Below are 23,215 nucleotides of genomic sequence, written 5' to 3'. Positions count from 1 at the left end.
GCGGGACCTACTTTCCGTAGTACGCCCGGGTCATGAGCTCCTTCATGTCGTCGATCATCGGCATCCGCGGGTTGGCCGGGGCGCACTGGTCGGCGTAGGCGTTCATCGCCTGGACCGGCAGGGCCTCGATGAAGGCGGTCTCGTCCACGCCCTCCTCCTGGAAGGAGGCGGGGATGCCGCACTTGGCGCGCAGTTCCTCGACCGCGCGGGCGTAGGACTCGACGCCCTCCTCGGGGGTCGCGGCCGGCAGGCCGAGCATCCTCGCGATCTCCTGGAAGCGCTCCGGGGCCCGGTAGACCTCGGCCTTCGGCCACGGGGTGGCCTTGCCGCAGACCTGACCGTTGTACCGGATGACGTGCGGCAGGAGCAGCGCGTTGGTGCGGCCGTGGGCGACGTGGAAGGTGTTGCCGAGGGTGTGCGCCATGGCGTGTACGAGGCCGAGGAAGGCGTTGGCGAAGGCCATGCCCGCCACGGTCGAGGCGTTGTGCATCTTCTCGCGGGCCTCGGGGTCGCCCGCCCCGTGGACCACGCAGCGCTCCAGGTTCTCGAAGATCAGCTTGATGGCCTGGAGGCAGAGGCCGTCGGTGTAGTCGTTGGAGTAGACCGAGACGTAGGCCTCGGTGGCGTGCGTCAGGGCGTCGAAGCCGGAGTCGGCGGTGACGGTGGCGGGCAGGCCCATCGGGAGCACCGGGTCGACGATCGCGACGTTCGGGGTCAGCGCGTAGTCGGCGAGCGGGTACTTCTGGGCGGCCTCCGGGTCGGAGATGACCGCGAACGGGGTGACCTCGCTGCCGGTTCCCGAGGTGGTCGGGATGGCGATCAGCTTCGCCTTCTCGCCGAGTGCCGGGAACGTGTAGGCGCGCTTGCGGATGTCGAAGAACTTCTCCTTCGTGTCCGCGAATTCGACCTCCGGGTGCTCGTACATCAGCCACATGATCTTGGCCGCGTCCATGGCCGAGCCGCCGCCGAGCGCGACAATCGTGTCCGGCTCGAAGTCGCGCATCATCGCGGCCCCTGCCTGGACCGTCGCCAGCTCCGGGTTGGGCTCGACGTTGTCGATGACCTGGAGGACGACCGGGCCGGGGCGGGCCTGGAGAATGCCGCTGATCCTCTGGACGAAGCCGAGCCTGCCCATCGTCCTGTCGGTGACGATCGTGACCCGCTCCAGGCCGTCCATCTCGCCGAGGTAGCGGATGGAGTTGCGCTCGAAGTAGATCTTCGGCGGGACCTTGAACCATTGCATGTTGTTGTTGCGCCGTCCGATCCGCTTGACGTTGACCAGGTTGACCGCGGAGACGTTGTCGGACACCGAGTTGTGGCCGTAGGAGCCGCAGCCGAGGGTGAGGGAGGGCAGGAAGGCGTTGTAGACGTCGCCGATCCCGCCGAAGGTGGAGGGGGCGTTCACGATCACGCGGATCGCCTTGACCCGCCGGCCGAACTCCTCGGCGAGCTCGTCGTCCTCGGTGTGGATGGCGGCGCTGTGACCGAGGCCGTGGAACTCGACCATCCGCGCCGAGAGTTGGAGGCCGTGCTCGGTGGAGTCGGCCTTCAGGGCGGCCAGGATCGGCGACAGCTTCTCGCGGGTGAGCGGCTCGCCCTCGCCGACCTCCGCGCACTCGGCGAGAAGGACCGAGGTGGTGGCCGGCACCTCGAAGCCGGCTTGTTCGGCGATCCATTGCGGGGACTTGCCGACGACCGAGGCGTTCAGCTTGGCGCCCGCGCAGTTGGTGGCGAAGGCCGTGGTGCCGAAGACGAACTCCTCCAGCTTGGTCTTCTCGGCCGCGTTCAGGACGTACGCGCCGAGCCGCTCGAACTCCGCCAGGCCTCGCTCGTACACCTCCTTGTCGAGGATGACGGCCTGCTCCGAGGCGCAGATCATGCCGTGGTCGAAGGACTTCGACAGGACGATGTCGTGCACGGCCCGGCCGAGCCTGCCGCTCCTGGTGACATACGCCGGGACGTTGCCCGCGCCGACGCCGAGGGCGGGCTTGCCGCACGAGTAGGCGGCCTTGACCATCGCGTTGCCGCCGGTGGCGAGGATGGTGGAGACGCCCTCGTGGTTCATCAGCAGGCCGGTGGCCTCCATCGACGGCTCGGCGATCCACTGCACACAGCCCTCGGGCGCCCCGGCCTCGACCGCCGCGTCCCGCACCACGCGGGCGGCCGCGGCCGAGCAGTTCTGCGCGGAGGGGTGGAAGGCGAAGACGATCGGGTTACGGGTCTTCAGCGCGATCAGCGCCTTGAAGACGGTGGTCGAGGTGGGGTTGGTGACAGGGGTCATCGCGCAGATGACGCCGACCGGTTCGGCGATCTCGGTGATGCCGTTCAGCTCGTCGCGGCCGATGACACCCGCGGTCTTCAGGCCACGCAGCGAGTTGACGACGTGTTCGCAGGCGAAGAGGTTCTTGACGGCCTTGTCCTCGAAGAGGCCGCGGCCGGTCTCCTCGACGGCGAGGCGGGCCAGTTCGCCGTGCTCGCTCAGCGCGGCCAGGGAGGCCTTCTTGACGATGTGGTCGACCTGCTCCTGGGTGAACGTCTCGAACCGGCTCAGAGCCGAAAGGGCCCCTTGCACCAGTTCGTCGACCATGACCTCGGCGGTCGTGACGTTCCCGGCGTTCTTGGCCTCCATGGCAGGAACTCCTTCTTGTCGAGCGCTACCTGCGTTGCGAGCGTTGCGATGCCTTTTCCGATGCCTCAATTCGACACCTGTTCACCGCGCTCGCGGGCCCGACAAAGCCCTGTTCCGGAGGGTCCAATGCCCTTTCAAATGACCGGGCGTCACGAAAAATATGCCGCTGACCTGCGCAGATATGTAAGGACTTTCGCCCCATGCGCGCTTGTGAATTCCTTCACAAGTTTTCCGGCGGGGTACTGCCCTCCCCCAGGATCTCCGAATGCGCCTGCGCCGGAGGGACTTCCGGTGCGGCCGGTGCCGCCGTCTCCGCAGGCAAAGGCGCCGCGCGTTCCAGGAACCTCAACAGCTCGACCGGGAACGGAAGCACCAGCGTCGAGTTCTTCTCGGCGGCCACCGCCACCACCGTCTGCAGCAGCCTCAGCTGGAGGGCGGCCGGCTGCTCCGACATCACGCCCGCCGCCTCGGCCAGCTTCTTCGAGGCCTGGAGCTCGGCGTCCGCGTTGATGACCCGGGCCCGCCGCTCACGGTCGGCCTCCGCCTGGCGGGCCATCGAGCGCTTCATCGTCTCCGGCAGCGACACGTCCTTGATCTCGACGCGGTCGATCTGCACGCCCCAGCCGATGGCCGGGCTGTCGATCATCAGCTCCAGGCCCTGGTTGAGCTTCTCCCGGTTCGACAGGAGGTCGTCGAGGTCGCTCTTGCCGATGATCGAACGCAGCGAGGTCTGCGCCATCTGTGAGACCGCGAACTGGTAGTCCTCGACCTGGACGACCGCGTCCGCCGGGTCGACGACCTTGAAGTAGATCACCGCGTCCACCCGGACCGTGACGTTGTCCCGCGTGATGCCGTCCTGCGCGGGCACCGGCATCGTCACGATCTGCATGTTCACTTTCCGCAGCCGGTCGACGAACGGAAGGATCATCGTGAAGCCCGGCCCGCGCACCGAATCCGTCAGCCTGCCGAGCCGGAAGACCACTCCCCGCTCGTACTGCTTGACGACCCGCGCCGCCGCCAGCGCATAGACGACACCGGCGGAACCCACGGCGATGCCCGCCGCCACCAGCTCCTCGACCATCACGGCCCCCAAGGGTCCGAATCGGACGTGTACCTCGACGGTAACTCCGCATCTCCCGCAAAGGGAGACCCCGTCCGGGCCCCGCCGCGCGAGTAGGCTGCGGCCGGATGGCGGGCTACCGGGCGAGGGGGCCACGGTGCGGGACCGGGTGTGCACGGCCGACGGGCGGATTCTCACGGTGGAACAGTTCGGGGACCCGCTGGGCAGCCCGGTGTTCCTGCTGCACGGCACGCCCGGCAGCAGGCTGGGCCCAGCGCCCCGCAGCATGGTGCTCTACCACCGCCGCATGCAGGTCATCGCCTACGACCGGCCCGGCTACGGCGACTCCGACCGGCTCAAGGGGCGCCGGGTCGCCGACGCCGCGCGGGACGTCGAGGCGATAGCGGACCGTTACGGGTTCGAACGCTTCGCGGTCGTCGGCCGCTCCGGGGGCGCCCCGCACGCGCTCGCCTGTGCCGCGCTGCTGCCCGAGCGGGTCACGCGGGCCGCCGCCCTGGTCACCCTCGCGCCGCCGGACGCCGACGGGCTCGACTGGTTCGAGGGCATGGCCGCCTCCAACGTCCTCGCCTACACGACGGGCGCCGCCGACCCGGACGAGATGGCCGCGCACTTCATCGCACGCTCGGCACGCATCCGCGAGAACCCGGTGCAGCTCCTCGACGACCTGCGCAAGGAGCTCACCCACGCCGACCGGCTGGTGGTCAAGGACGCCGGGGTCCGCTCGATGCTGCTGCGCAACTACCAGGAGGCGCTGAGGACTTCGGCGTACGGCTGGATCGACGACGCGCTCGCGTTCTGCAACCCGTGGGGATTCGACCCGGCGACGATCACCGGGGACGTCCTGCTCTGGCACGGCGAGCAGGACGTGTTCTCACCCGTCGGCCACTACCACTGGCTGGCCGGGCGCATTCCGGGCGTGACGGCCGTCCTGGAGCCGGCCGCCGCCCACTTCGACGCCCTGCACGCGCTGCCCCGGGTGCTGCGCTGGCTCATCCAGGAGTGAGCGGGCCCGGCCCGGCCGTCACACCGCGAGGGGCTCCAGGTCCCGGTGCGCACGGCGCAGTTCACGCACCGACCGTACGACGACATGGTCCTCGCCGAGCAGCCGCGCGAGTTCCAGGACCGCCTCCGAACGCAGCCGCTGGGCCTCGTCCCGGCGCCCGAGCGCGTCCAGGGTGAGGGCCAGGTTCGCCGAGCACGCGAGCCGCTCGGGGTGGTGGCGGCCCAGCCTCCTGCCGAGCCCGGCGACCGCCGCCCGTTCGAGCTCCAGGGCGTCGTGCAGCTCCCCGAGGTCCGCCTTCACGTTGGCCAGGTTGACGGCCGCGAACAGCGTGTGCGGGTGCTCGGCGCCGAGCACCTCGCGCATCGTCGCGATCGCGCCCCGAAGGACCTCCCGAGCGCCCGGCAGGTCTCCGCAGCCCCACTGGTAGATGCCCAGGTTGTTGAGTGCGGCCAGGGCGTAGGGGTGGCTGGGGCCGGGGTTCTTGCTGTACTCCTCGACCACTTCGCGCGCGGTGTCGCGGGCCGCCTCCGGCTCGCCCGCCGCGAACTGGTCGGCGGCCAGGTTGAGTTCGCAGGCCAGCGAGTCCGGGTTCACCGAGGTGTACTTGGCCCGGTAGCGGGAGCGCGCCGCCTGGGTCAGGCGCCGGGCGTCCTCGAAGCGGCCGGTCCTGCGCAGCGCCACGGACAGGCTCTTGGCGGCCGCGAGGGTGCCGGGGAAGGAGCGCCCGAGGCGCTGCTTGGAGGTCGCGTACGTACGCTCCAGGAGCATCACCGAGTCCTCGTACCGGCCGACCTCCCGCAGGTCGCGGGCCAGGCACATCGCCGAGGAGAGCGTGTAGGGGTGCTCCGGGCCGAGGACGTCGGTGCGGCGGTCGTACACCTCCTGGTCGAGCGCCCTGGCACTGGCGTACTGGCCGGTCATGCGCAGAGTGAGGGCCAGGTTGTTGGCCGCGGCCAGCGTTCTCGGGTGCGAGTCGTCGAAGATCGTGCGGAAGCCGTCGTACGCCTCGGTCGCCAGGTCCATGGCCCGGGGGTACTGGCCCAGCGCTCCGAGGTCCATGGCCAGCGCGCTGGTGGTCATGTAGGTGTGCGGGTGCTCGGGCCCTAGCGTGGCGCGCTGGCGCTCCAGGGTCTCCTCGTCCAGTTCGAGGGCCGTGGCGTAACGCCCTTGCGAGCGGCAGACGTTGGAGATGTGGAAGCGCAGGTAGAGGTACTGGATGTCGTTGCAGCCGAGCTCCTCGCGCCACTGTTCGCGCAGCTCTTCGCCGAGCGCGGAGGCCGCCGTGAACTCCCCGCGCTTCCACAGGTACCGCATCCGGTCGATCAAAAGCCTGCGGGGTTCGGGTTCGGTGCACCGGCGGGCCTCGGAGGGGCCCAGGTGCGGCCAGATGCCGGCGAACCGCGGCCAGGTGTCCGGGTCGTCGATCGGCTCGTCGCCGCCGGGGCGGGCGCCGGCCAGGATCCGGTGGACGGTGTGCTGCGCCTCGTGCCGCTCCTGTTCGCTCAGCTGCGAGCGGACCACGGCCTGGACGAGCCGGTGCACCTGGATGGAGCCCTTGACCGGGTCGACCTTGGCGAGCGCGAACCGGCCGATCTCGCGGATGATGCGGCCGAGCACCAGCTTCTCCTGGAGCGAGGGGTCGTACGGCTTGAGCGCGTCGATCATCTCCTGGCTGTAGAGCAGGCCGGCCGAGATCGGCTCGGGCGCGAAGAAGGCGCAGAGCTGGAGGAGGCGCACCGCGGCCGGCGAGCGCTCCTTGAGGAGTTCGATGGAGACGTTCCAGGTGGCGGCGACCGGTTCGGGGTAGCCGACCGGCTGGTTGAGCGAGAGGACGCCCGCCGTCTGCTCGGCGAGCTGGTCGAGGTAGTCGGCGACCGGGGTGGCGGTCTCCGCGATCCAGGCGGCCGCCTGCTCGACGGCCAGCGGCAGGTCGCCGAGGGCGGCCGCGACCCGGTCCGCCTCGTCGACGGACAGGCCGGGCGCCCGCCTCCGGAGGTGCTCGACGGACTCCTCGCGCCGGAACACGTCGACGGACAGCGCGTCGCCGTACTGCGACCAGTCCTGGTTGCGCGAGGTGACCAGGATGTGGCCGGGGCCGCCCGGCGGGATGAACCGCCTCAGCGCCTCGGGGTCGTCCGCGTTGTCGAAGACCAGCAGCCAGCGTTCGGTGGGCACCCCGCGCCGCAGCAGGTCGACGGCCTCGCGCGAGGCCACCCCGATGTCGTCGCCGCCCTGGCCGCCGAGGCGCCCGCCCAGTTCGGCGAGGCCCGCGGCCACGTCGCCGGCGCGGGCGCAGTTGATCCACCAGACCAGGTCGTAGTCGGCCATGAACCGGTGCGCGTATTCGAGCGCGACCTGGGTCTTGCCGACGCCGCCGAGTCCGTACAGGGTCTGCGGCTGCGGCAGGACGACCGCGAGGCCGCTGCCGAGCTGGTCGCGCATCCGCTCCAGGGCCTCGGAGCGGCCGGTGAACTCGGGGTTGCGCGGCGGCGCGTTCCAGATCCGCGGCACGGTGCCCGGGAACCGCGGGCCGCCGCTCTCGCCGCCGCTCTGGCCCGGCCGGTCCAGGGCGCGCAGCAGGGCCTCGGTGGCGTGCGCCTGGTCGAGCCGGAACAGGTCCACCGGATTGCGGTCCAGGTAGGCGCCCGGCAGGCGTACGTCGTCGACGCGCAGCGACAGCATCGTGCGGCGGAGCCCGGTCGGGTCGGCGGAGGCCGCCTCCTGCCAGACGCCCATCGCCCGGGCCGACTTGAGGTAGGCGGCCGAGAGCACCACCACGGTCCGGCCGTTGTCGGCGGCGGGTTCGGCGCGGTCGGGCACGGGGTCGGAGACGTCGCGCGGGTGGACCCGGAAGCCGGCCCGGCTCAGGACCGCCTCGATCCAGTCGGCCCACATCCGGTTCTCGGCCGCGTACGAGAGGTGGATGTCGACGGGCTGTGCGGGGCGGCGGCGGGTGAAGGCCTCCTTGATCCGCAGCCGGGCCTCGTCGCCCACGCCCGGCATCGAGGTGACCTCCCCGTCGGTGATGACCGCGGTGAGCCGTTCGAAGGCGGAGAGCAGCGAGTTGGAGAGCCCGGCCTCGTCGCCGAAGGTGGCGAGCGACTCCTCGTACGCATAGTAGGGGCGGTACGGGATCTCCACCGAGCCCCAGTACGCGGCGAGCCGGTCGCCCGCGAGCCCGGCGGGGAAGCCGTCGAACTTGAGCCGGGCCAGCGCCCGTCCGGCGTCCGCCTTCTCCTTCTCGCCCTCGTCGATGCGCATGGGGACGGGCAGTACGCGGATGCTGCGGGCGCCGTAGCCCTCGGCGATCTGGCGGGCGACGGCGGCGGCGCCGTCGATGGACTGGTCGCTGAGGGTGAAGCAGTCGACGAGGATGTCGGGCAGGTGGACGGTGCAGATGTCGGCGACGTCGCTGAGTCCGGTGCGGCTGTCGATCAGGATGTAGTCGTAGTTGGCCTTCATGTCGGCCTGGAGGGCGTCGAAGAAGGTGCCGCCGCCGAGCCGGCTGTAGAGGTTGTCCCAGTCGAAGGTGGAGACCGTCGCAGAGTACTCGCGGTTCTGCCGGCCCGCCGACACGAAGTCGAGGGTGCCACCGTCGGGGAACTGCCAGCCCAGGTGGTCCGGCACCAGGGACACGGCGTGCGGCTGGATGCGGGCCAGCGCCACGTACCAGTCCTCGTCGGGGTGTTCGGGGTTGGTGGCGGCCCAGGCGTACTCGCTGACCAGGTCGATGACGCCGCTGGTGGCGCCGAGGGTGGCCGGGTCGAGGAAGGGGTGGAAGAAGCGGTGCAGGCCGGGTGCCTCCAGGTCCCAGTCCACCGCGAGCACCCGCTTGCCGTTCGCGGCGAGGATCAGGGCGGTGTTGGCGAGCGCCATGGTGCGCCCTGTGCCGCCCTTGTACGAGTAGAACGTGACGACACGTCCGTCACGGCTGGCTGTCATCCGTGTCCTCCACATCGGGTGCCCCATCGAGCGCGTCGTGCGGTTGTGCGGTGCGGTGCCCGGCCTCGGGTCCGTGGTCCATCGGGCCGATCAGGCGCGGCCGTTGGCGGGGTGGGCGGCCGGCCGGGGGGTGGGCCGGAGCGTGTCTCAGGTACTGCTGGGCGGCCGCCTCGACCACGTGCGGCAGCAGCTCCTCGAAGGCGTCGATGGACTCCACGCCCCGCGCCGCGGCCCGGCAGGCGGGCCGCCCGTGGCTCGCTCTGCTGGGCAGCGTAGCCGCCGTGCGGGCGGTGAGCTCGTCCGCCGCGGCCCGGCTCTGGGGGTCGTCCCGGTTCCAGGGGACCACCACGCTGATCCAGGGCCGGTCCGCGGCGTCGAGGGCGGCGAGCCGGGCGCGCCGGTTCTCGTCCCGCAGTGCCCAGCGGTCGACGAGCAGGACCTCGGGGCGGACCGGGGGCTCCTTCTCCTGCCCCGGCGGGCTCTCGTTGTCGAAGGAGGCGATCGTGGGCCGGTAGTTGAGCGAGCCCGCGATGTCCGCGGCGACCAGGGCCAACGGCCGCTGTGTGTCCGGGTGGTAGGGGTTCCAGTCGAGCGGGCTCTGCCCGTAGTAGACGCCGTCGCGCCCCTCGGGGAGCTCGTCGCGGGTGGGGGCGGCGACGGTGACCCGCAGCGGGCGGGGGCTCGCGGCGGTGCCGAAGGCGCTGGGGAGCGTGCGGTGGTCGAGGGGGCGGCCGGGGCCGACGCGGCCGGCGTGGGCCGCGCCGACGATGTGGCGGGCGAGGCAGTGCACCGCCCGGTGGTACTCCTCGGCGAACAGCCGGAGTTTGATCAGACCGTAGAGCCCGTCGGCGGCGTACCGCTCCCCCAGGTCTCGGTGGTCGAACCTCAACTGCTCGGCGGGTAACGGAAGTTGGCCGGGTGGTACGGGTATCCACAGCGCCGGGACGATGGCGTCGGCGGGCCGGTTGGTGGCGGCCCGGTGACGGATGGCGCGCTGCGCGAAGGCGTACCACTCCTTTCCGCACCACTCGCTCGCGAAGTAGCGGGGCGAGAAGAGCGGCACGAACACCCGGCAGGAGGCGAGGCTGCGGCCGAGCTGTTCGGACCAGTCGCCGCCGGGGCGCGGCCCGCGGTCCATGAAGCCACAGGGTGTGCCGGCGGGCAGCGCGGTCAGCTCCGCCACGCTCCGGCACAGGTCCTCGAAGAGGCGCCCCACCCACATGTCGGGATCGGGCCCGCCCCCGCCGCGGCCCGTGGCGGAGGCGTAACTGAGAAAGAAGTACGGCCCGTCCGGCACGGGAGCCTCACCCTCCTTCCCGGTCATCGGTCAGTGCCGTTTCTCGGCCATCCAGGCGGTCGCGTGCTCGACCGCCGCCCTGATCGGGAAGAGCCGCGCTCCTCGCCGCCCGAGCGGGCCGCCGCGTACGTGCTCGGCGGGGAAGTCGGCGCCGATCCGGGCGAAGTCGCTGTCGTCGAGCACGGCGTCCTGGTACGCGAACCAGGCGGCCCCGCCCCGCTCGTCCCTGATCACCGCCCGGTAGGTGCGTACCGGGCGCGGCGGCACCAGGTATTCGGCGAAGTGGAAGGCGGTGCACACGGCGAAGCCGACGTTGACCATCAGGACCTGCGCCCCGGCGGCGATCAGCTTGGGCAGCGGGGACTCCTCGCCGAAGTGGCAGTCGAGCGCATGGCCCTTCATGAGGTCGGCGGCCCGGGCGCCGAGCGCCGCGAAGGAGGTCTGCGGGTGGTCGCTGCGGGCGGCGCCCTCGGTGGTCCTGACCTGCTCGGCGAACCGCCCCATGCGCGGGCACGGGGTGCGGTCCGGGTCGAAGGGCGCCATCGCGGCCCGGAACGCGGCCGCGTCGGGGGCCCGGCTCACCAGGGCGAGGTGGGCGGGCGAGGTGTCGGAGTTCTCCGGGGTGAACGCCGGGACCACCAGCGTCCCTTCGGGGCCGAGCACCGTGCGCAGCGCGGCCAGGAGTTCCTCGGCGCGGAGCCCGGTGCCGTGCAGCGAGGCGTGCACGAGCAGGACCCCGCCCTCCTCCACGCCGAGGGCGCGCAGCTGCTCGGCCGGGCCGGGCTCTCCCGGAACCTCAGTGGTGTTCTCGCCCACGCGATGCCTCTTCCCATTCCTGGCGCAGGGTGTGCACCAGGTGCTTTCCGGTGACGGTGAGTTCGGCCGCCCGCTCCAGGGCTTCCAGCGCCCGGCCGAGCTCCTCCAGGGCCGGCGCACCACCGCCGTACGCGGCGACCGCGACCCCTTCGTACGCCTCGGCGAGCAGCCGGGAGACCGGGAGCGGTCCCCAGGGCGTCGGATGCTGCCACGCCCCGTCCATGTCGTACAGGTCCTCGACGTCGAGGAGGGCGCGCAGGGCCGCCCTGCGCCCCCCGCGCAGCAGGGCCGGGGCGAGCTGTTCGTCCGCGAGACCGAGGGGAAGGCCGAGCGCGCCGAAGCCGTGCCGCCCGACCACCGGCCCCGCTCCTTGGACGAGCGGGGTGAGCGTGGTGATCGCGGTGAGCATGTCGGCGTACCGCGGAACGGTCTCGGCGAGGCCCGTCCGCGCCCGCGCCACCCGGCGGCTCCACTCGGCCGCCTCGCGCGGCCCCAGTCGGTGCAGTACGGGGCTGTCGAAGCAGTCGCGGTACGGGTCGAGGTCGTCCAGGACCAGGCCGTGGACCCTCCTCAACGGCCGCCAGTCCGGGGCCGGTTCGGCGGGGCGGGCGACGTGCCGCTCACCGCTCGCGTGCCGCACCCGGAAGCCGCTCCCCACGGCTGCGACCTCGGCCACGCCCTCGGCGGTGGGCAGGCGCAGTTCGCCCAGGGTCGGCAGGTGGAGCCGGCCGTCGGACCAGCGGACGGGGACGGCCGGGGCGGCGCCGTCGCGCACGGCCGCGGCCGCCGTGTACGCGGCCAGCCGCAGGGCTCTTGTCACCGCGTCGGGGCGCCCCGCGTCGAGCGCCTCCAGCGCGGCGAGGAGCCCGCCGCGGGCGTAGGGGTGGGCCAGGACGGTGTCGAGCCCCGGCCCGTCGACGGCGGTGGTGAGCTCCCAGATCCGGGCCCACTCGGCGCCGCCCCGCCCGTCGAGCGCGGTATGCAGTTCGGCGAGCAGGAGGCGGTTCAACTCCAGCGAGGAATCGGCCAGTTGACGAGTACCGGGCAGCTCGGGGACCGGCGTGCGGGCCTCGATGCCGCGTACCAGGGCCATCAGGTCGGGGCAGTACACCGACGGGTTGGCGAAGCCGTGGCCCGCGCGGTAGCGGTGGGTGTAGTGGCCGCCGCCGCAGGAGCGGACGACCGGGCAGCGGCGGCACTGGTCGCAGACTCCGGCGAGGCCGCGCCGGCGGGCGCGCACTCCGGGGTGGGCGGCGACCGCGTCGAAGTCGTCGCGGAACACCGAGAACCCGGTGGCGGCGGCGCCTTCGTAGGCGGACTTCAGCGAGTCGACCTGTTCGAGCGAGCCGTCGGTCTCCACCACCACGATGTCGGTGGGGGCGAGCCCCAGGGATTCGGTGAGGCTGGGGCCGCCGTGCAGGGTGGAGAGCACCGAGTCGAAGAGCCGCACCGGCACGGTCCGGCCCTGCTCGTCCCAGCGGTCGAAGACGGCGAGCAGCCAGTCGGCGTACGGGGCCGGGATCGCGTCGGGGCGCGCGGGCGGGGTCTCCCAGGTGGCGTGCGGCAGGAGGTAGTCGATGCGGGGCGGGTCGAGCGCCACGAGCGCGTCGTGCACGGCGACCGGGTCGTTGGCGAGGTCGACGGTGCAGAGCAGACCGGCGAACAGCTTCCGGTGGCGCGGCTGCTGGAGCAGTTCGACTGCGGCCAGGACCTGCGCATGGCTGCTGCGGCCGTCGGCGTAGCGCCGGTGGCGGTCGTTGGCGGCGCGGTCGCCGTCGAGCGAGATGCCGACCTTCACGCCGAACTCCTCGAACAGGTCGAGGTGGCGCGGGCCGAGCAGCACGCCGTTGGTGTGGATGCGCAGATCGAGCTCCGCGACCGGTGTGACGGCGGCGGTCAGCACCCCGCAGACCCGGCGCAGCCGCTCGGGTCCGGCGAGCAGCGGTTCGCCGCCGTGCAGAATCACCGAAACGGAACTCAGGCGGTGCTTTTCGGCGTGCTCGGCCAGTCGTCGGGCGGTGTGCGAAATAACGTCGTCGGAGACCGTGCGGGGCTGTTCTCGCCAGCTCTGGTCTGCGGCTTCGTACACATAACAATGGTCACAGGCCAGATCGCACCTGCTGTGCACCTTGAGTACGATCTCGCGGAATGGGACCAGCGGTCCTGTCATTCCGCCAGTTTACCGAGGACGGGAATTCGGGCGCCCGGCCCGGGGGTTCTCCGGAAATGCCCCAAAGCCCCCGCCCTGCTCTGGTGTCCCATGGTCCCCGCCGGGCGCACCCGGCGGGGTGGAATCATCAACTCCGGTGTCAAAGAGCGGAGTTGAACGTGGACACCGTGATCGGGTGATGGCCTTCCCGGGCGGCCAGAACCCTGCCGAGGCTCCTCCCACGGCCCCGGTCCGCGACCTTCGCGGCCAGTTCGGCCAGCGGAACCCGGTCCTTCTTCGCAGCGGCGAATGAGGCTGAATTTACTGAATCTGCTGAATTTACGGAGGGGTTCACGTTCGTCCCTGGGGTGAGTGACAACCGCACGTAGACAGTGGTACCGGCACATGCACCGTTGCAGTACCGGCGGGACGACTTTACTCTCGTCCCCATCAGTGGATGGAGCACGCAAACGGAGCGCACACCTGCCATCCCTACGAAAGAACGAAGGCAAAATCGCAGACGGGGGTGCATGTGACGGCGATTCCCGGCCCATTGCAGAGCATGGTCTTCCGGAACGCGGATCTGCCGGGCCTCTTCCACCACGCGGACGCGCTGGCGATCGGCCGGCAGCAGTCGGCGGTCAAGCTGACCCGCACCCAGCTCTCGCTCCTCGTCGTCGGCGCCCTCGCGGCGGCGCTGCCGCAGGTCAGGGTCGGCGAGGACTTCCAGGTACTCAGCGCTCTGAGTGCGCTCGCCTACGCGGGAGTACTGCTCGCGAGCTTCGGGGCGGCCCGGCGGCACGCCGCCTCGCACTGGCAGCTCAACCGTTCCGCCGCCGAGTTCATCAAGTCGATGTGCTGGCGCTACGCCGTTCACGGATCCCCCTTCGACCTGGGCGTCCCCGACCCGGACGCCCTGTTCGTGACCCGTATCGAGGAGGGCCTGCGGGAGCTGAAGAAGGTCGGCTGGCGCGACCCGCGCGACGACGGCGAGCTCGCCCCGGGGGGCCTGGTGACCCCGAGCATGCGGGAGTTACGCGGCAAGTCGTTCAACGTACGCAAGGAGACATACGTACGCGACCGGCTCATCGAGCAGCGCAACTGGTACCGGCGCCGCCAGGAGACCTCGCGGCGCGCGACCAGGCTGTGGTCGACAGCGATCACACTGTTGACCCTTCTCGCCCTTTTTTTCGCCACTCTCCAAACCTTCTCGGTCGCGGAGAAGGTAAACATGGCAGGTGTTCTGTCGGCATCGGCCGCGGCCTGTCTCGCCTGGAGCGAGATCCGCCGCCACCAGCCGCTTATCTCGGCACACTCGCTGGTCGAGCAGGACCTCATGGAGATGCATGTGGCGATGGAGAACATGGTGACCGAACGGCAGTGGCCGCAGGCCGTGTACGAGACCGAGCGCATCGTCTCGCCCCAGCACACGGACTGGCTCGCGCGGCTGCGCAGTTGAGCCCCGCCGTCCCCGCTACGCCCTGCGGCTGCCGTCCCGCCAGATGACGGTCACGGGCCGGCCGAGGCCGCGGGCATACTGCACGATGTCGCCGGTGCCGCCGAGGCCGCGGGCCGGCAGGCCGTCCCAGACGGCGACGAGCCGGTCGCAGTTGTCCGCGATGTAGGCCCCGGCGGCGTAGTACGCCTCGTCCGTGGAGTGCGGGTAGCCGAGCGCGATCTCCTGGCTGGCGCGCCGCTTCAGGCCCCGGTAGCGGGCCAGTTCGGCCGCGTCCGCGAAGCCGGCCTCGTAGTCGCCGCTCGGGATCACCACGGTGAGGGCCGCGCCGCAGTCCAGGGCGATGTCGGCGAAGAGCTGGTCGGCGCCGGTGGCCAGGCTGGAGAGCGCCTCCAGGGAGCCGTCGTGGCCGCAGAGCAGGGCGCGCAGCCGGTCGCGGATCTCCTCGAAGGCGTCGGGCGGGATGTCGCGGTGACCGGTCACTCCGATGCGCTTCAATGCGTCTCACCCCGTGTGTCCGGCGCCGGTCACTGACGGACCTGTTCCACGTCGTGCCCCTGCACATCCTCTCAAAACAGCGCATCGCGTCCAGCCGGAAGCCCCCGTCCGGTTGTCCGGGACGGGGGCCTTGGCCTGTGGTCGGCCGCCGTTCGGTGATGCGCCGTCACCATTCAGTGACGTATCGTCAGAAAAGGCTCACACCATAGGCGTTCATGGCCTCGACCACCGGCTGGAAGAAGGTCGTTCCGCCGGAGCTGCAGTTGCCGCTGCCGCCCGAGGTGAGGCCGAGCGCGGTGGAGCCGGCGTAGAGGGGACCGCCGGAGTCTCCGGGCTCGGCGCACACGGTCGTCCGGATGAGGCCGGAGACGATGTCGCCGTTGCCGTAGTTGACCGTCTGGTTGAGCGCGGTGACCCTGCCGCTGTGGATGCCGGTGGTCGAGCCGCGCCGGGTGACCGTCTGGCCCACCGTCGGGTTGGCGGCGCTGGTGATGCGCTGGCTGCCCACCGCACTCGGGTGCGCGAGCGAGGTGTTGGTGTACTGCACCAGACCGTAGTCGTTGCCCGGGAAGCTGGTGCCCACGGTCGGGCCGATGCTCGTCGAGTGCGACGAGCTGGTGTAGTAGTTCGGGTAGCCCTGGGTGCAGTGACCGGCCGTCAGGAAGTAGTACGTGGAGCCCTTCTTGACGTTGAAGCCCAGCGAGCAGCGCCAGCTGGTGGTGTAGATCGGGTCGCCGCCGGAGAGCAGCTTGGTGAACTTGCCGGAGGTCCGCTCGATGCGCAGGGCACCCGCGTTGGCTCCGGCCGCGCGCTTGATCTTGGCCAGATCCGCCGCCGAGACGGTCGAGTCGGCGGTGACGACGACCTTGCCGGTGGCGCTGTCGACGCTCCAGGCGGTTCCGGCCACGTCCGCTCCGCGCACGGCGTCGCTGGCGGCGGTCAGGGCGGCGACGCCGAAGGTGTGGGTCGGGGTGGCGCTGGCGTTGGGGACGGCTATGGCCACCGCGGCGAGCAGGCCGGTGCCGACGGCTGCGAGCTTGGTGCGTCTCGCGAGACCGGTGGTGCGTGTGGGGGTGGTGCGCTTGATCCTCACTTCTTTTCCTCCCGAGGGGAATCGAGGGGTCCGTGAAAGGAGGGACCCCGTGAGGCGCAGCCAAGGATCACGGCAGCACGACTGGGCGCAAGCCGTGCTCCTGACAAGCGCTGCGGAGGAGTATTCGGGGGCCCGGCCGGGCGCGCAAGGGTGCCTTCAGGCCGGGCTCCGCGAGGATGCGCGCGCCGGGGTCAACTGGTGCGGATGTTCCGCTCCCCCGCCGGGATGTCGATGGGAAGGGTGTTGCCCGGGGGCGGGAAGGGACAGATGAAGTGGTCGGCGAAGGCGCAGGGCGGCAGCTGCGCCCGGTTGAAGTCGACGGTCACCGCACCATCGGGAGCCGGCGCTTCGGGCCGCAGGAAGCGGAACCGGAAGGTGGACTTCCCGCTGGTCCCGTCGGCGAACACGGCCCACAGCGAACCGTCGGCCTCGACCGAGACCTGGAGCGTATGGTCCTGCCCGCCGAGCGTGAAGGCGATCTCCCCGGCGAGTTCGAGCCCGCGCTCGACCCCGTCGGCGCCCGGCACCTTCACCCGCTGCCGCTCGTACGGACGGAACGTGCCGGGCAGCCGGAACCGCTCCTCGTACGGCGTGGCGTCGATGCCCGCGAAGGCCTGGCGCGCCGGGGACGCCGGGTCCCACACCCGTACCGCCCACAGCCCCTCGCGGCACAGCACGACGAGCCTGCGGTCGCCCTGCGCTAGCCGGGACCCGCCGGCCGGACCGACGTCCGCACCGAGCCGCGCCTCCCCGGTCAACGGAGCGCCGTCCAGGGTGAGTCGGTGCTCCTCGCCTGCGGCGAGCACGACCTCGTCGCCGTCCTCGCGCCACCGGCCGAGCTCCTCGGGCACGCCGTCCGCGAGCCAGTGGGTGCCGGTCAGAGCGAGCGGTCCGTAGGGCGCGGAGACCGAGGCGATGCGGTGCTCGTGCCACTTCTTCCAGTCGAGGGCGTGGTCGGTCCGGGGATCCTGCGGTGCTTGCGTGCTCATGCGATCAACCTTTCCATACCGGGGTACGCAGTCCGAGGTGCGAGCGCAGCGTGGACCCGGAGTATTCCGTGCGGAACGCGCCGCGTTCCTGGAGCCGTGGCACCACCTGGTCGACGAAGTCGTCCAGGCCGCCGGGGGTGAGATGGGGTACGAGGATGAAGCCGTCGGCGGCGCCGCCCTGCACGAACGCGTCGAGCTCGGCGGCGACCGTCTCCGGGGTGCCGATGAAGGACTGGCGGCCGGTGGTCTCGATGACGGTCTGGCGGATGGAGAGCCCCTTGGCCTCGGACAGGGCACGCCACTTGGCGGCGATCTCCAGCGCGTTGGTGATCTTCACCCGGCCCTGGACGAGCGCGGAGTCCGGATCGGGATCCACGGCGGGCAGCGGGCCGTCGGGGTCGTAGGCGGACAGGTCGCGGCCCCAGATCTGTTCGAGGGCGAGGATCGCGTTCTGCGGCGAGACCTGCTGGTGGCGGATCTCTGCGGCCTTCTCCTGAGCCTCGGCCGCGGTGTCCCCGAGCACGAAGGTGACCCCAGGCATGATCTTGAGATCGTCGGGCTCCCTGCCGTACTGGGCCAGCCGCCCCTTCACATCGGCGTAGAAGGCGCGGCCTGCCTCCAGGGTGCCGTGCCGGGTGAAGATGACGTCGGCGGCCGCGGCCGCGAACTCGCGCCCCTCGCCGGAGTCGCCGGCCTGGATGACGACCGGGTGTCCCTGCGGGGAGGGCGGCACCCCGAACTTCCCCTCGATGGAGAAGTGCTGCCCGTGGTGCGCGAACGGCCGCGGCACCCCGTCCGGCCCCCAGGAATCCCACAACTCCCTTGCTGTGGCGACGAATTCGGCGGCGCGGGTGTACCGGTCACCTCGGTCGAGGAAACCGCCGCGGCGGAAGTTCTCACCGGTGAAGGCATCGGGCGAGGTGACCACGTTCCAGGCGGCCCGGCCGCCGCTCAGATGGTCGAGCGAGGCGAATCGGCGGGCGGTCTCGTACGGCTCGTTGAAGGTCGCGTTCACGGTGGCGGCGAGCCCGAGCCAGTCGGTGACCGCGGCGAGCGCGCTCAGCAAGGTGATCGACTCGGGCCGCCCGACAACATCGAGGTCGTGGATACGGCCCTTGTGCTCGCGCAGCCGGAGCCCTTCGGCCAGGAAGAAGAAGTCGAACTTGCCGCGTTCGGCGGTCCGGGCGAGGTGCTCGAAGGAGGAGAAGTCGATCTGCGACCTGGAGCGCGGGTCGGCCCAGACGGTGGTGTTGTTGACGCCGGGGAAATGGGCGGCGAGGTGGATCTGCTTCTTGGTCGCGCTCGTGTTCTCAGTCGCGCTCATGGCGGCCTCCCCCTGCGGTGGCGTACTGGTTGACGGGCCGTGCCAGGCCCAGGTGTTCGCGAAGGGTGGCGCCGGGATAGAAGCGCCGCAGCAGACAGCGGTGCTGGAGGACCGGGACGGTGGCCTTCACGAGGAGCGCCAGATCGCGCTCGGGGTCGGCGAGGCGCAGGTGGAAGCCGTCGACGGCGCCCTCCTCGTGCCAGTCGCCGATGAGACCGGCCAGCTCCACGGCGTCGGCGGTGGTGCTCAGCGCCACCGGGAGGGAGCCGAGCACCCGCAGCCGCTCGGGGTCCCTGCCGTGCGCGCGGGTCCGGTCGCGCAGCTCCCCGCGGGCGGTGCGGGCGGCGAGCGGATCCTGGGTGCGGACGAGCGCGACGTCGGCGTGCCGTACGGCGGCGGCCCTCGGCTCGGCGGCGGTCGCGTCGACCACGGTGACGGGGTGCCCCTGGGGCGGCCGGGGCACGATGGCCGGCCCGCGCACCGAGAAGGTGCGCCCCTCGAAATCGACGTAGTGCAGCTTGTCGCGGTCGATGAACCGCCCGGTCGGCGCGTCGCGTATCTCCGCGTCGTCCTCCCAGGAGTCCCACAACTTGGCCGCGACGTCGGCGACTTCGCGTGCCTCGTGCCACAGCTCGGCGGCGCGGGCGGCCGGCCGGCGCCCGAAGAGCCGCGCCTCGGCCTCGGAGGTGGACACCTCGGGACTCCACCCGGCCCGGCCGCGGCTCACCCAGTCGAGGGTGGCCACGGCCGAGGACACGTGGAACGGCTCGGTGTGCGTGGTGTTCACCACCGGCACGAGCCCGATCCGCCCGGTGGCGGGCGCGACCCGGGACAGCACGGCGAGCGCGTCGAGCCCCGGCTTCGCGAAGGAGTCCCCGAGCGTGACGAAGTCGAGCGTCCCCTGCTCGGCGAGCCGCGCGAGCTCAACGAAATACCCGGGGTCGTAGCGCCCGGCCCCGTCGAGAGAGACAGCGAGGTGCACGGGACTGCGGACCAGGGGTGCGGACATGGTTGGACCTTTCGTGGAGTGGGTGCCGACTCCATCCACCGCTGCGAGCGGCAAATGGCCGGCCCTGGGGGCACGTCGGGCGCCGGGCGGCAGACTCCGGACGCGGGCGGGAAATCCGGCCCCTCGGCGTTCTGATCAGCGAAAATCCAGCCTTGGGGGTCCCCCTGGCCCTTGAGGCCTCGGGGGAGATTGAGTGAGCGGGGGTCTGGGGGCAGGGCCCCGGGGGCCCCAGGTCACTTCTCGGGCCCGGGCAGCCTCGGAGAGCCGACCCCCCTGGAGAGAAACGCCCGCGTCCGCTCGTGCCGCGGCGCGTCCAGCACCTCGGCGGGCGGGCCCTGCTCGACGATCACCCCGCCGTCCATGAACACCACCGCGTCCGCGACCTCGCGCGCGAATCCGATCTCGTGCGTGACGACGATCATGGTGGTGCCCGAGGCCGCCAAGTCCTTGATGACATCCAGGACTTCGCCCACCAGCTCGGGGTCGAGCGCGGACGTCGGTTCGTCGAAGAGCAGCAGCTTGGGTTCGAGGGCGAGCGCACGGGCGATGGCGACGCGCTGCTGCTGTCCGCCGGAGAGCTGCCTGGGGTACGCGTCCGCCTTGTCGGCCAGACCGACCCGGGCGAGCAGCTTCCGCGCCGCGGCCACCGCGTCCTTCCGCGGTCGCTTCAGTGCGGCGACCGGCGCCTCGACGACGTTGTCGAGGACGGTGAGGTGCGGGAAGAGGTTGAAGTTCTGGAAGACGAAGCCGATCCTGGTGCGCTGCCTGAGGACCTCGCGTTCCCGCAACTCGTACAGCCTGCCCGGCCGTCGACCACCACCCTTGCCGGAGGCCCTTCGGGCCGAAGCCTTGCTCTCGCGCCGGTAGCCGATGAGCGTGCCGTCGACGGTGATCGATCCGCTGTCCACCTTCTCCAGGTGGTTGATGGTGCGCAGCAGCGTCGACTTCCCGGAGCCGGACGGCCCGAGCACGACGGTGACCTCGCCGGCCCGGACGTCCAGGTCGATGCCCCGCAGGACGTCGAGGGAGCCGAAGCTCTTGTGCACGGAGCGGACTTCGACCATGGGGGTGCTCATCGCACGCCTCCCTTCACATAGTGGCGTTCGCCGGCGGGCGCGAGGTCGCGCAGGAAGGTCAGCGCGGCGCGGGCCGTGGCGTCGTTCTGCCGGAAGGCGGCGCCTCCGGTACGGGGTCTGGTGAACGCCCCCGACGCGCGGGCCACGGTGAAGGGCCCGAGCGCGAACCGGCGCGGGTGGGTCCGGCCGTCGCGTCCGGTGATGCGGCCGTCGGCGGGGTCCACCTGGAGCAGCCCGGTGTCGGCCGCGCCCGCCCCTTCCTCGTACAGCGCGCGCAGCAGCGGGCTGCCGGGCCGGTCCGCGCTGGGTTCGGGCAGCCGGGCCTCGACGAGCGCCGCCGCCTCGATCCACTGCCCGGGCACGCTGGCGCTGCCGGCCCGGAAGACGCCCTTGGTTTCGTCGGCCTCGACGGTGACGCCCGCCCCGAGGAAGCGCACGACGCCCGCGTCGGACAGCGCGAGCAGCTGGCGCAGCCGGGGCCCGGGCGGCCCGGAGGCGAGGAAGCTGAAGAACCCGTGCCACCAGCCGCCCACGTCCCCGACGCGCAGCAGCTGCCCGTAGACCGAGAGCAGCCCGAGAAACACCCCGAAGTCCTCGCTGTGCTTCACGTCATGACGTCTCGTCAGATCTGCCCGTATGTATGAGCGAAGGCCGTCCTGGAGGCTCTCGTACGAGGTGAAGCGGAGCCCGTCGAGCGGGTGGTCCAGGGCTTCGAGGTCGAGGCGGTCGGCGGGGTCGGGGACGGAGGCGGCGATCAGGGCCCGTAATGCGGGGCCGCCGGGGTCGGCGGCGGCGTACTTCTCCTCGAAGTCGGGCCAGTCGACGGCGGTGCGCTCGGGGTAGGCGGTGAACAGGCGGTGGTAGTGGGCGAAGCCCAGCTCCTTGTCGATCAGGGGCCAGAGGTCGCGCCGGAAGTCGGGCCGGTGCGGGCGGCTCAGGAGCGCGTCGACGTCGGCGGGCCCGAAGAAGCGGGGCAGCGGCGGGCGTTCGCCGGTCCAGGTGTAGCCGATCTTGGAGTGATAGGGCACCCCGCGCCGGGATCCCACATGCAGGATGGGTTCCCGGCCCGAGGGGTGGTAGGCGCCGTCCGCGTCGTAGTGGCCGCCGCGGCCTTCGGTGAGCAGGGCCATGAGGTCGACGAAGGCGAGTCCGAAGCCGCGGACGATGACGGGTTCGCCGGCGCGCAGGGCCGACAGGTCGCTGTCGGCGGTGAAGGCGGGCGGCAGATGCACCAGGCCGTGCCGGTCGGCGAAGTCGGCCAACTCCCTCTGTTCCTCGTCGAGTTCGGCGTCCAGATGGCCGAGGGTGAGCACCACCAGGTCGGCGACGAGCGGCTGCGTGCGGCCCTCCAGCCACACCCGCTGCCGCCCCTCGCGCGGCCCGCCGACCCGGGTGGCCCGGGTGCGGTGCTCGTGCACGGTGACGGTGGGCGGCAGCGCGGCCACGGCGTCCTCGTACACCCAGCGCAGATACTCGCCCTGCGCCCGTCGGCTGGGGAAGGTGCGGGCGTCCAGGCCGGACCATTCGGCGAGGGTGGGCCCCGGCCGCACCGGGCCGTCCTGCTGGACGGTGTCGTCGGTGAACATGGTGACGTCCTCGGCCATGGAGTTCATCCACAGCAGCGGCGACTGGTCGGCCCGCCAGATCCGTCCGCCACCCGCGGGATGCGGGTCCACCAGATGGACGTCCAGGGTCCGGTCCCCGTACAGGGAAGGGACGTTGGCGGCGAGCCGCTCCAGGAAACCGGTCCCCCGCGGACCGGCTCCCACCACCACGATGGACGCGCTCACCGGGCATCCGCCTGGCCGCGTGCGTAGTACCGCTCGACGTAGTACTGGCCGATGGACAGGAGTGAGGTCACCACGACGTACCAGAGGGTGGCGACGAGGAGCAGCGGGACCACCTGGTAGGTGCGGTGGTAGACCAACTGCACGGAGTACAGCAGGTCGTTGACGGCGATGATGGAGACGATCGAGGTGCCCTTGAGGGTGCCGATCAGCATGTTCCCGGCGGGCGGCACGATGGAGCGCATGGCCTGCGGCAGGACGATGCGGCGCAGCCGGCGCCAGGGTCCGAGGCCGAGCGACTGGGCGGCCTCGATCTGGCCGCGCTCGACGGAGAGGATGCCGCCGCGCACCACTTCGGCGGCGTACGCGGCCTCGTGCAGGGTGAGCCCGACGACGGCGACGGTGGCCGGACCCATCAGATCGACCGTGCGGACGCCGAGGATCTGCGGGTACAGCGCCCCGATGTTGAACCAGAAGAGCAGCTGCACCAGGATCGGCGTCGACCGGAACAGCCAGACATAGCCCCAGCTCACCGCCCTCAGAACGGGGTTGGCGGACAACCGCATGACGGCGAGCAGCGTGCCGAGCGCGAACCCGAGCGCCATGACGACGGCGGTGAGCCACAGGGTGAGCCAGAGTCCGCGCAGTACGGCCGTGGTGGCGAAGTAGTCGGCGACCACGCCCCACTGGAAGGCCTCGTTGCGCACGACCGAGGTGAGCACGAGGCCGAGCAGCACGAGCACGACAACTGCCGCTGCCCGCTGGCCGGTTCGGCGCAGGGGGACGATGCGCAAGGATTCGGGGGTGCCGTCCTCAGGGGCTACGGACGGGCTTTCGGACAGGGCGAGGGACATGCGAAGGCTCCGTGGATGCAGAGATCGAACACGGGAATGGCCTTCACGAACACATGGCGCGCTGCGGTGCGGAACCGAGCCCCTCAGCACGGTTTCCGTTCCCGAGGCTATGCGCTGCATGCTGGAGGTTGTCAAGCTTGTCCGCACTGTGGGCGTTGCGTCTCAGCGCAGTTGACGCGGAAACGGATGCCTGTTCCACTTGGGCCATGCAT

Annotated in this window: 16 protein-coding genes; 2 read left to right on the top strand and 14 right to left on the bottom strand. The window is 71.5% G+C overall.

Going from position 1 to position 23,215, the window contains the following annotated elements; all coding sequences use genetic code 11:
* Window positions 1–7 precede the first annotated feature (7 nt).
* Both adhE and IE206_RS11325 read right to left on the bottom strand, forming a co-directional pair.
* Window positions 8–2,629: a bifunctional acetaldehyde-CoA/alcohol dehydrogenase gene (gene adhE, locus IE206_RS11330; protein ID WP_189961978.1), complete on the bottom strand. Its 2,622-nt coding sequence runs from the start codon at window positions 2,627–2,629 to the stop codon at window positions 8–10.
* Between the two features lie 220 nt (window positions 2,630–2,849).
* Window positions 2,850–3,710, bottom strand: coding sequence for a slipin family protein (locus tag IE206_RS11325; RefSeq protein WP_189962316.1), 861 nt, complete (start codon window positions 3,708–3,710; stop codon window positions 2,850–2,852).
* Between the two features lie 136 nt (window positions 3,711–3,846).
* Between IE206_RS11325 and IE206_RS11320 the strand changes: the two genes are divergently transcribed.
* Window positions 3,847–4,713 (top strand): alpha/beta fold hydrolase, encoded by an 867-nt coding sequence (locus tag IE206_RS11320; protein WP_189961977.1) that lies wholly within the window; start codon window positions 3,847–3,849, stop codon window positions 4,711–4,713.
* Window positions 4,714–4,731: 18 nt separating this feature from the next.
* Here the strand turns inward: IE206_RS11320 and fxsT are convergent, their stop codons facing one another.
* The 4 genes from fxsT to fxsBH are packed head-to-tail and all read right to left on the bottom strand — an operon-like array spanning window position 4,732 to window position 12,938.
* On the bottom strand, window positions 4,732–8,655 hold the full coding sequence (gene fxsT / locus IE206_RS11315; RefSeq protein WP_189961976.1) for an FxSxx-COOH system tetratricopeptide repeat protein: 3,924 nt from the start codon (window positions 8,653–8,655) through the stop codon (window positions 4,732–4,734).
* A complete protein-coding gene (gene fsxC / locus IE206_RS11310; RefSeq protein WP_189961975.1) occupies window positions 8,639–9,979 on the bottom strand; it encodes an FxsC protein in 1,341 nt (446 codons plus the stop codon). The genes fxsT and fsxC overlap by 17 nt, the downstream gene beginning before the upstream one ends.
* A gap of 3 nt (window positions 9,980–9,982) precedes the next feature.
* The gene (locus IE206_RS11305; RefSeq protein ID WP_189961974.1) at window positions 9,983–10,768 is read right to left on the bottom strand and encodes an AAC(3) family N-acetyltransferase; all 786 of its coding nucleotides are present in this window, start codon (window positions 10,766–10,768) and stop codon (window positions 9,983–9,985) included.
* The gene (gene fxsBH / locus IE206_RS11300; protein ID WP_189961973.1) at window positions 10,749–12,938 is read right to left on the bottom strand and encodes a radical SAM/SPASM protein FxsBH, inactivated beta-hydroxylase extension form; all 2,190 of its coding nucleotides are present in this window, start codon (window positions 12,936–12,938) and stop codon (window positions 10,749–10,751) included. Before fxsBH ends, IE206_RS11305 begins: the two co-directional genes overlap by 20 nt.
* A 541-nt stretch (window positions 12,939–13,479) precedes the next feature.
* Here fxsBH and IE206_RS11295 point away from each other — a divergent pair.
* Window positions 13,480–14,376, top strand: coding sequence for a DUF4231 domain-containing protein (locus IE206_RS11295; RefSeq protein ID WP_189961972.1), 897 nt, complete (start codon window positions 13,480–13,482; stop codon window positions 14,374–14,376).
* A gap of 15 nt (window positions 14,377–14,391) precedes the next feature.
* Here the strand turns inward: IE206_RS11295 and IE206_RS11290 are convergent, their stop codons facing one another.
* From IE206_RS11290 to IE206_RS11255, 8 genes are all read right to left on the bottom strand, one after another.
* Window positions 14,392–14,871, bottom strand: coding sequence for a hypothetical protein (locus tag IE206_RS11290; RefSeq protein ID WP_189961971.1), 480 nt, complete (start codon window positions 14,869–14,871; stop codon window positions 14,392–14,394).
* 187 nt (window positions 14,872–15,058) lie between these two features.
* The gene (locus tag IE206_RS11285; RefSeq protein WP_189961970.1) at window positions 15,059–15,964 is read right to left on the bottom strand and encodes a S1 family peptidase; all 906 of its coding nucleotides are present in this window, start codon (window positions 15,962–15,964) and stop codon (window positions 15,059–15,061) included.
* 191 nt (window positions 15,965–16,155) lie between these two features.
* Window positions 16,156–16,953: a DUF1684 domain-containing protein gene (locus IE206_RS11280; RefSeq protein ID WP_189961969.1), complete on the bottom strand. Its 798-nt coding sequence runs from the start codon at window positions 16,951–16,953 to the stop codon at window positions 16,156–16,158.
* 4 nt (window positions 16,954–16,957) lie between these two features.
* Window positions 16,958–18,277: an NtaA/DmoA family FMN-dependent monooxygenase gene (locus tag IE206_RS11275; RefSeq protein ID WP_189961968.1), complete on the bottom strand. Its 1,320-nt coding sequence runs from the start codon at window positions 18,275–18,277 to the stop codon at window positions 16,958–16,960.
* Window positions 18,264–19,286, bottom strand: a complete 1,023-nt coding sequence (locus IE206_RS11270; protein ID WP_189961967.1) for an LLM class flavin-dependent oxidoreductase — start codon at window positions 19,284–19,286, stop codon at window positions 18,264–18,266. The genes IE206_RS11275 and IE206_RS11270 overlap by 14 nt, the downstream gene beginning before the upstream one ends.
* 233 nt (window positions 19,287–19,519) lie before the next feature.
* Window positions 19,520–20,362, bottom strand: coding sequence for an amino acid ABC transporter ATP-binding protein (locus IE206_RS11265; protein ID WP_308433923.1), 843 nt, complete (start codon window positions 20,360–20,362; stop codon window positions 19,520–19,522).
* Window positions 20,359–22,152: an FAD/NAD(P)-binding protein gene (locus IE206_RS11260; RefSeq protein ID WP_189961966.1), complete on the bottom strand. Its 1,794-nt coding sequence runs from the start codon at window positions 22,150–22,152 to the stop codon at window positions 20,359–20,361. Before IE206_RS11260 ends, IE206_RS11265 begins: the two co-directional genes overlap by 4 nt.
* A complete protein-coding gene (locus IE206_RS11255; RefSeq protein ID WP_189961965.1) occupies window positions 22,149–23,003 on the bottom strand; it encodes an amino acid ABC transporter permease in 855 nt (284 codons plus the stop codon). The genes IE206_RS11260 and IE206_RS11255 overlap by 4 nt, the downstream gene beginning before the upstream one ends.
* Between the last annotated feature and the right edge of the window lie 212 nt (window positions 23,004–23,215).

Origin of the sequence: Streptomyces violascens (assembly GCF_014649955.1) — a bacterium.
Taxonomy (GTDB): Bacteria; Actinomycetota; Actinomycetes; order Streptomycetales; family Streptomycetaceae; genus Streptomyces; species Streptomyces violascens.
Note: the sequence above shows the minus strand (reverse complement) of the source record. Positions and strands in the feature narration are given on the sequence as shown.

Coding starts and splice junctions, on each gene's coding strand:
- adhE (WP_189961978.1), bottom strand. CDS start 2,629: ATGGAGGCCAAGAACGCCGGGAACGTCACGACCGCCGAGGTCATGGTC.
- IE206_RS11325 (WP_189962316.1), bottom strand. CDS start 3,710: ATGGTCGAGGAGCTGGTGGCGGCGGGCATCGCCGTGGGTTCCGCCGGT.
- fxsT (WP_189961976.1), bottom strand. CDS start 8,655: ATGACAGCCAGCCGTGACGGACGTGTCGTCACGTTCTACTCGTACAAG.
- fsxC (WP_189961975.1), bottom strand. CDS start 9,979: ATGACCGGGAAGGAGGGTGAGGCTCCCGTGCCGGACGGGCCGTACTTC.
- fxsBH (WP_189961973.1), bottom strand. CDS start 12,938: ATGACAGGACCGCTGGTCCCATTCCGCGAGATCGTACTCAAGGTGCAC.
- IE206_RS11295 (WP_189961972.1), top strand. CDS start 13,480: ATGGTCTTCCGGAACGCGGATCTGCCGGGCCTCTTCCACCACGCGGAC.
- IE206_RS11280 (WP_189961969.1), bottom strand. CDS start 16,953: ATGAGCACGCAAGCACCGCAGGATCCCCGGACCGACCACGCCCTCGAC.
- IE206_RS11275 (WP_189961968.1), bottom strand. CDS start 18,277: ATGAGCGCGACTGAGAACACGAGCGCGACCAAGAAGCAGATCCACCTC.
- IE206_RS11270 (WP_189961967.1), bottom strand. CDS start 19,286: ATGTCCGCACCCCTGGTCCGCAGTCCCGTGCACCTCGCTGTCTCTCTC.
- IE206_RS11265 (WP_308433923.1), bottom strand. CDS start 20,362: ATGAGCACCCCCATGGTCGAAGTCCGCTCCGTGCACAAGAGCTTCGGC.
- IE206_RS11255 (WP_189961965.1), bottom strand. CDS start 23,003: ATGTCCCTCGCCCTGTCCGAAAGCCCGTCCGTAGCCCCTGAGGACGGC.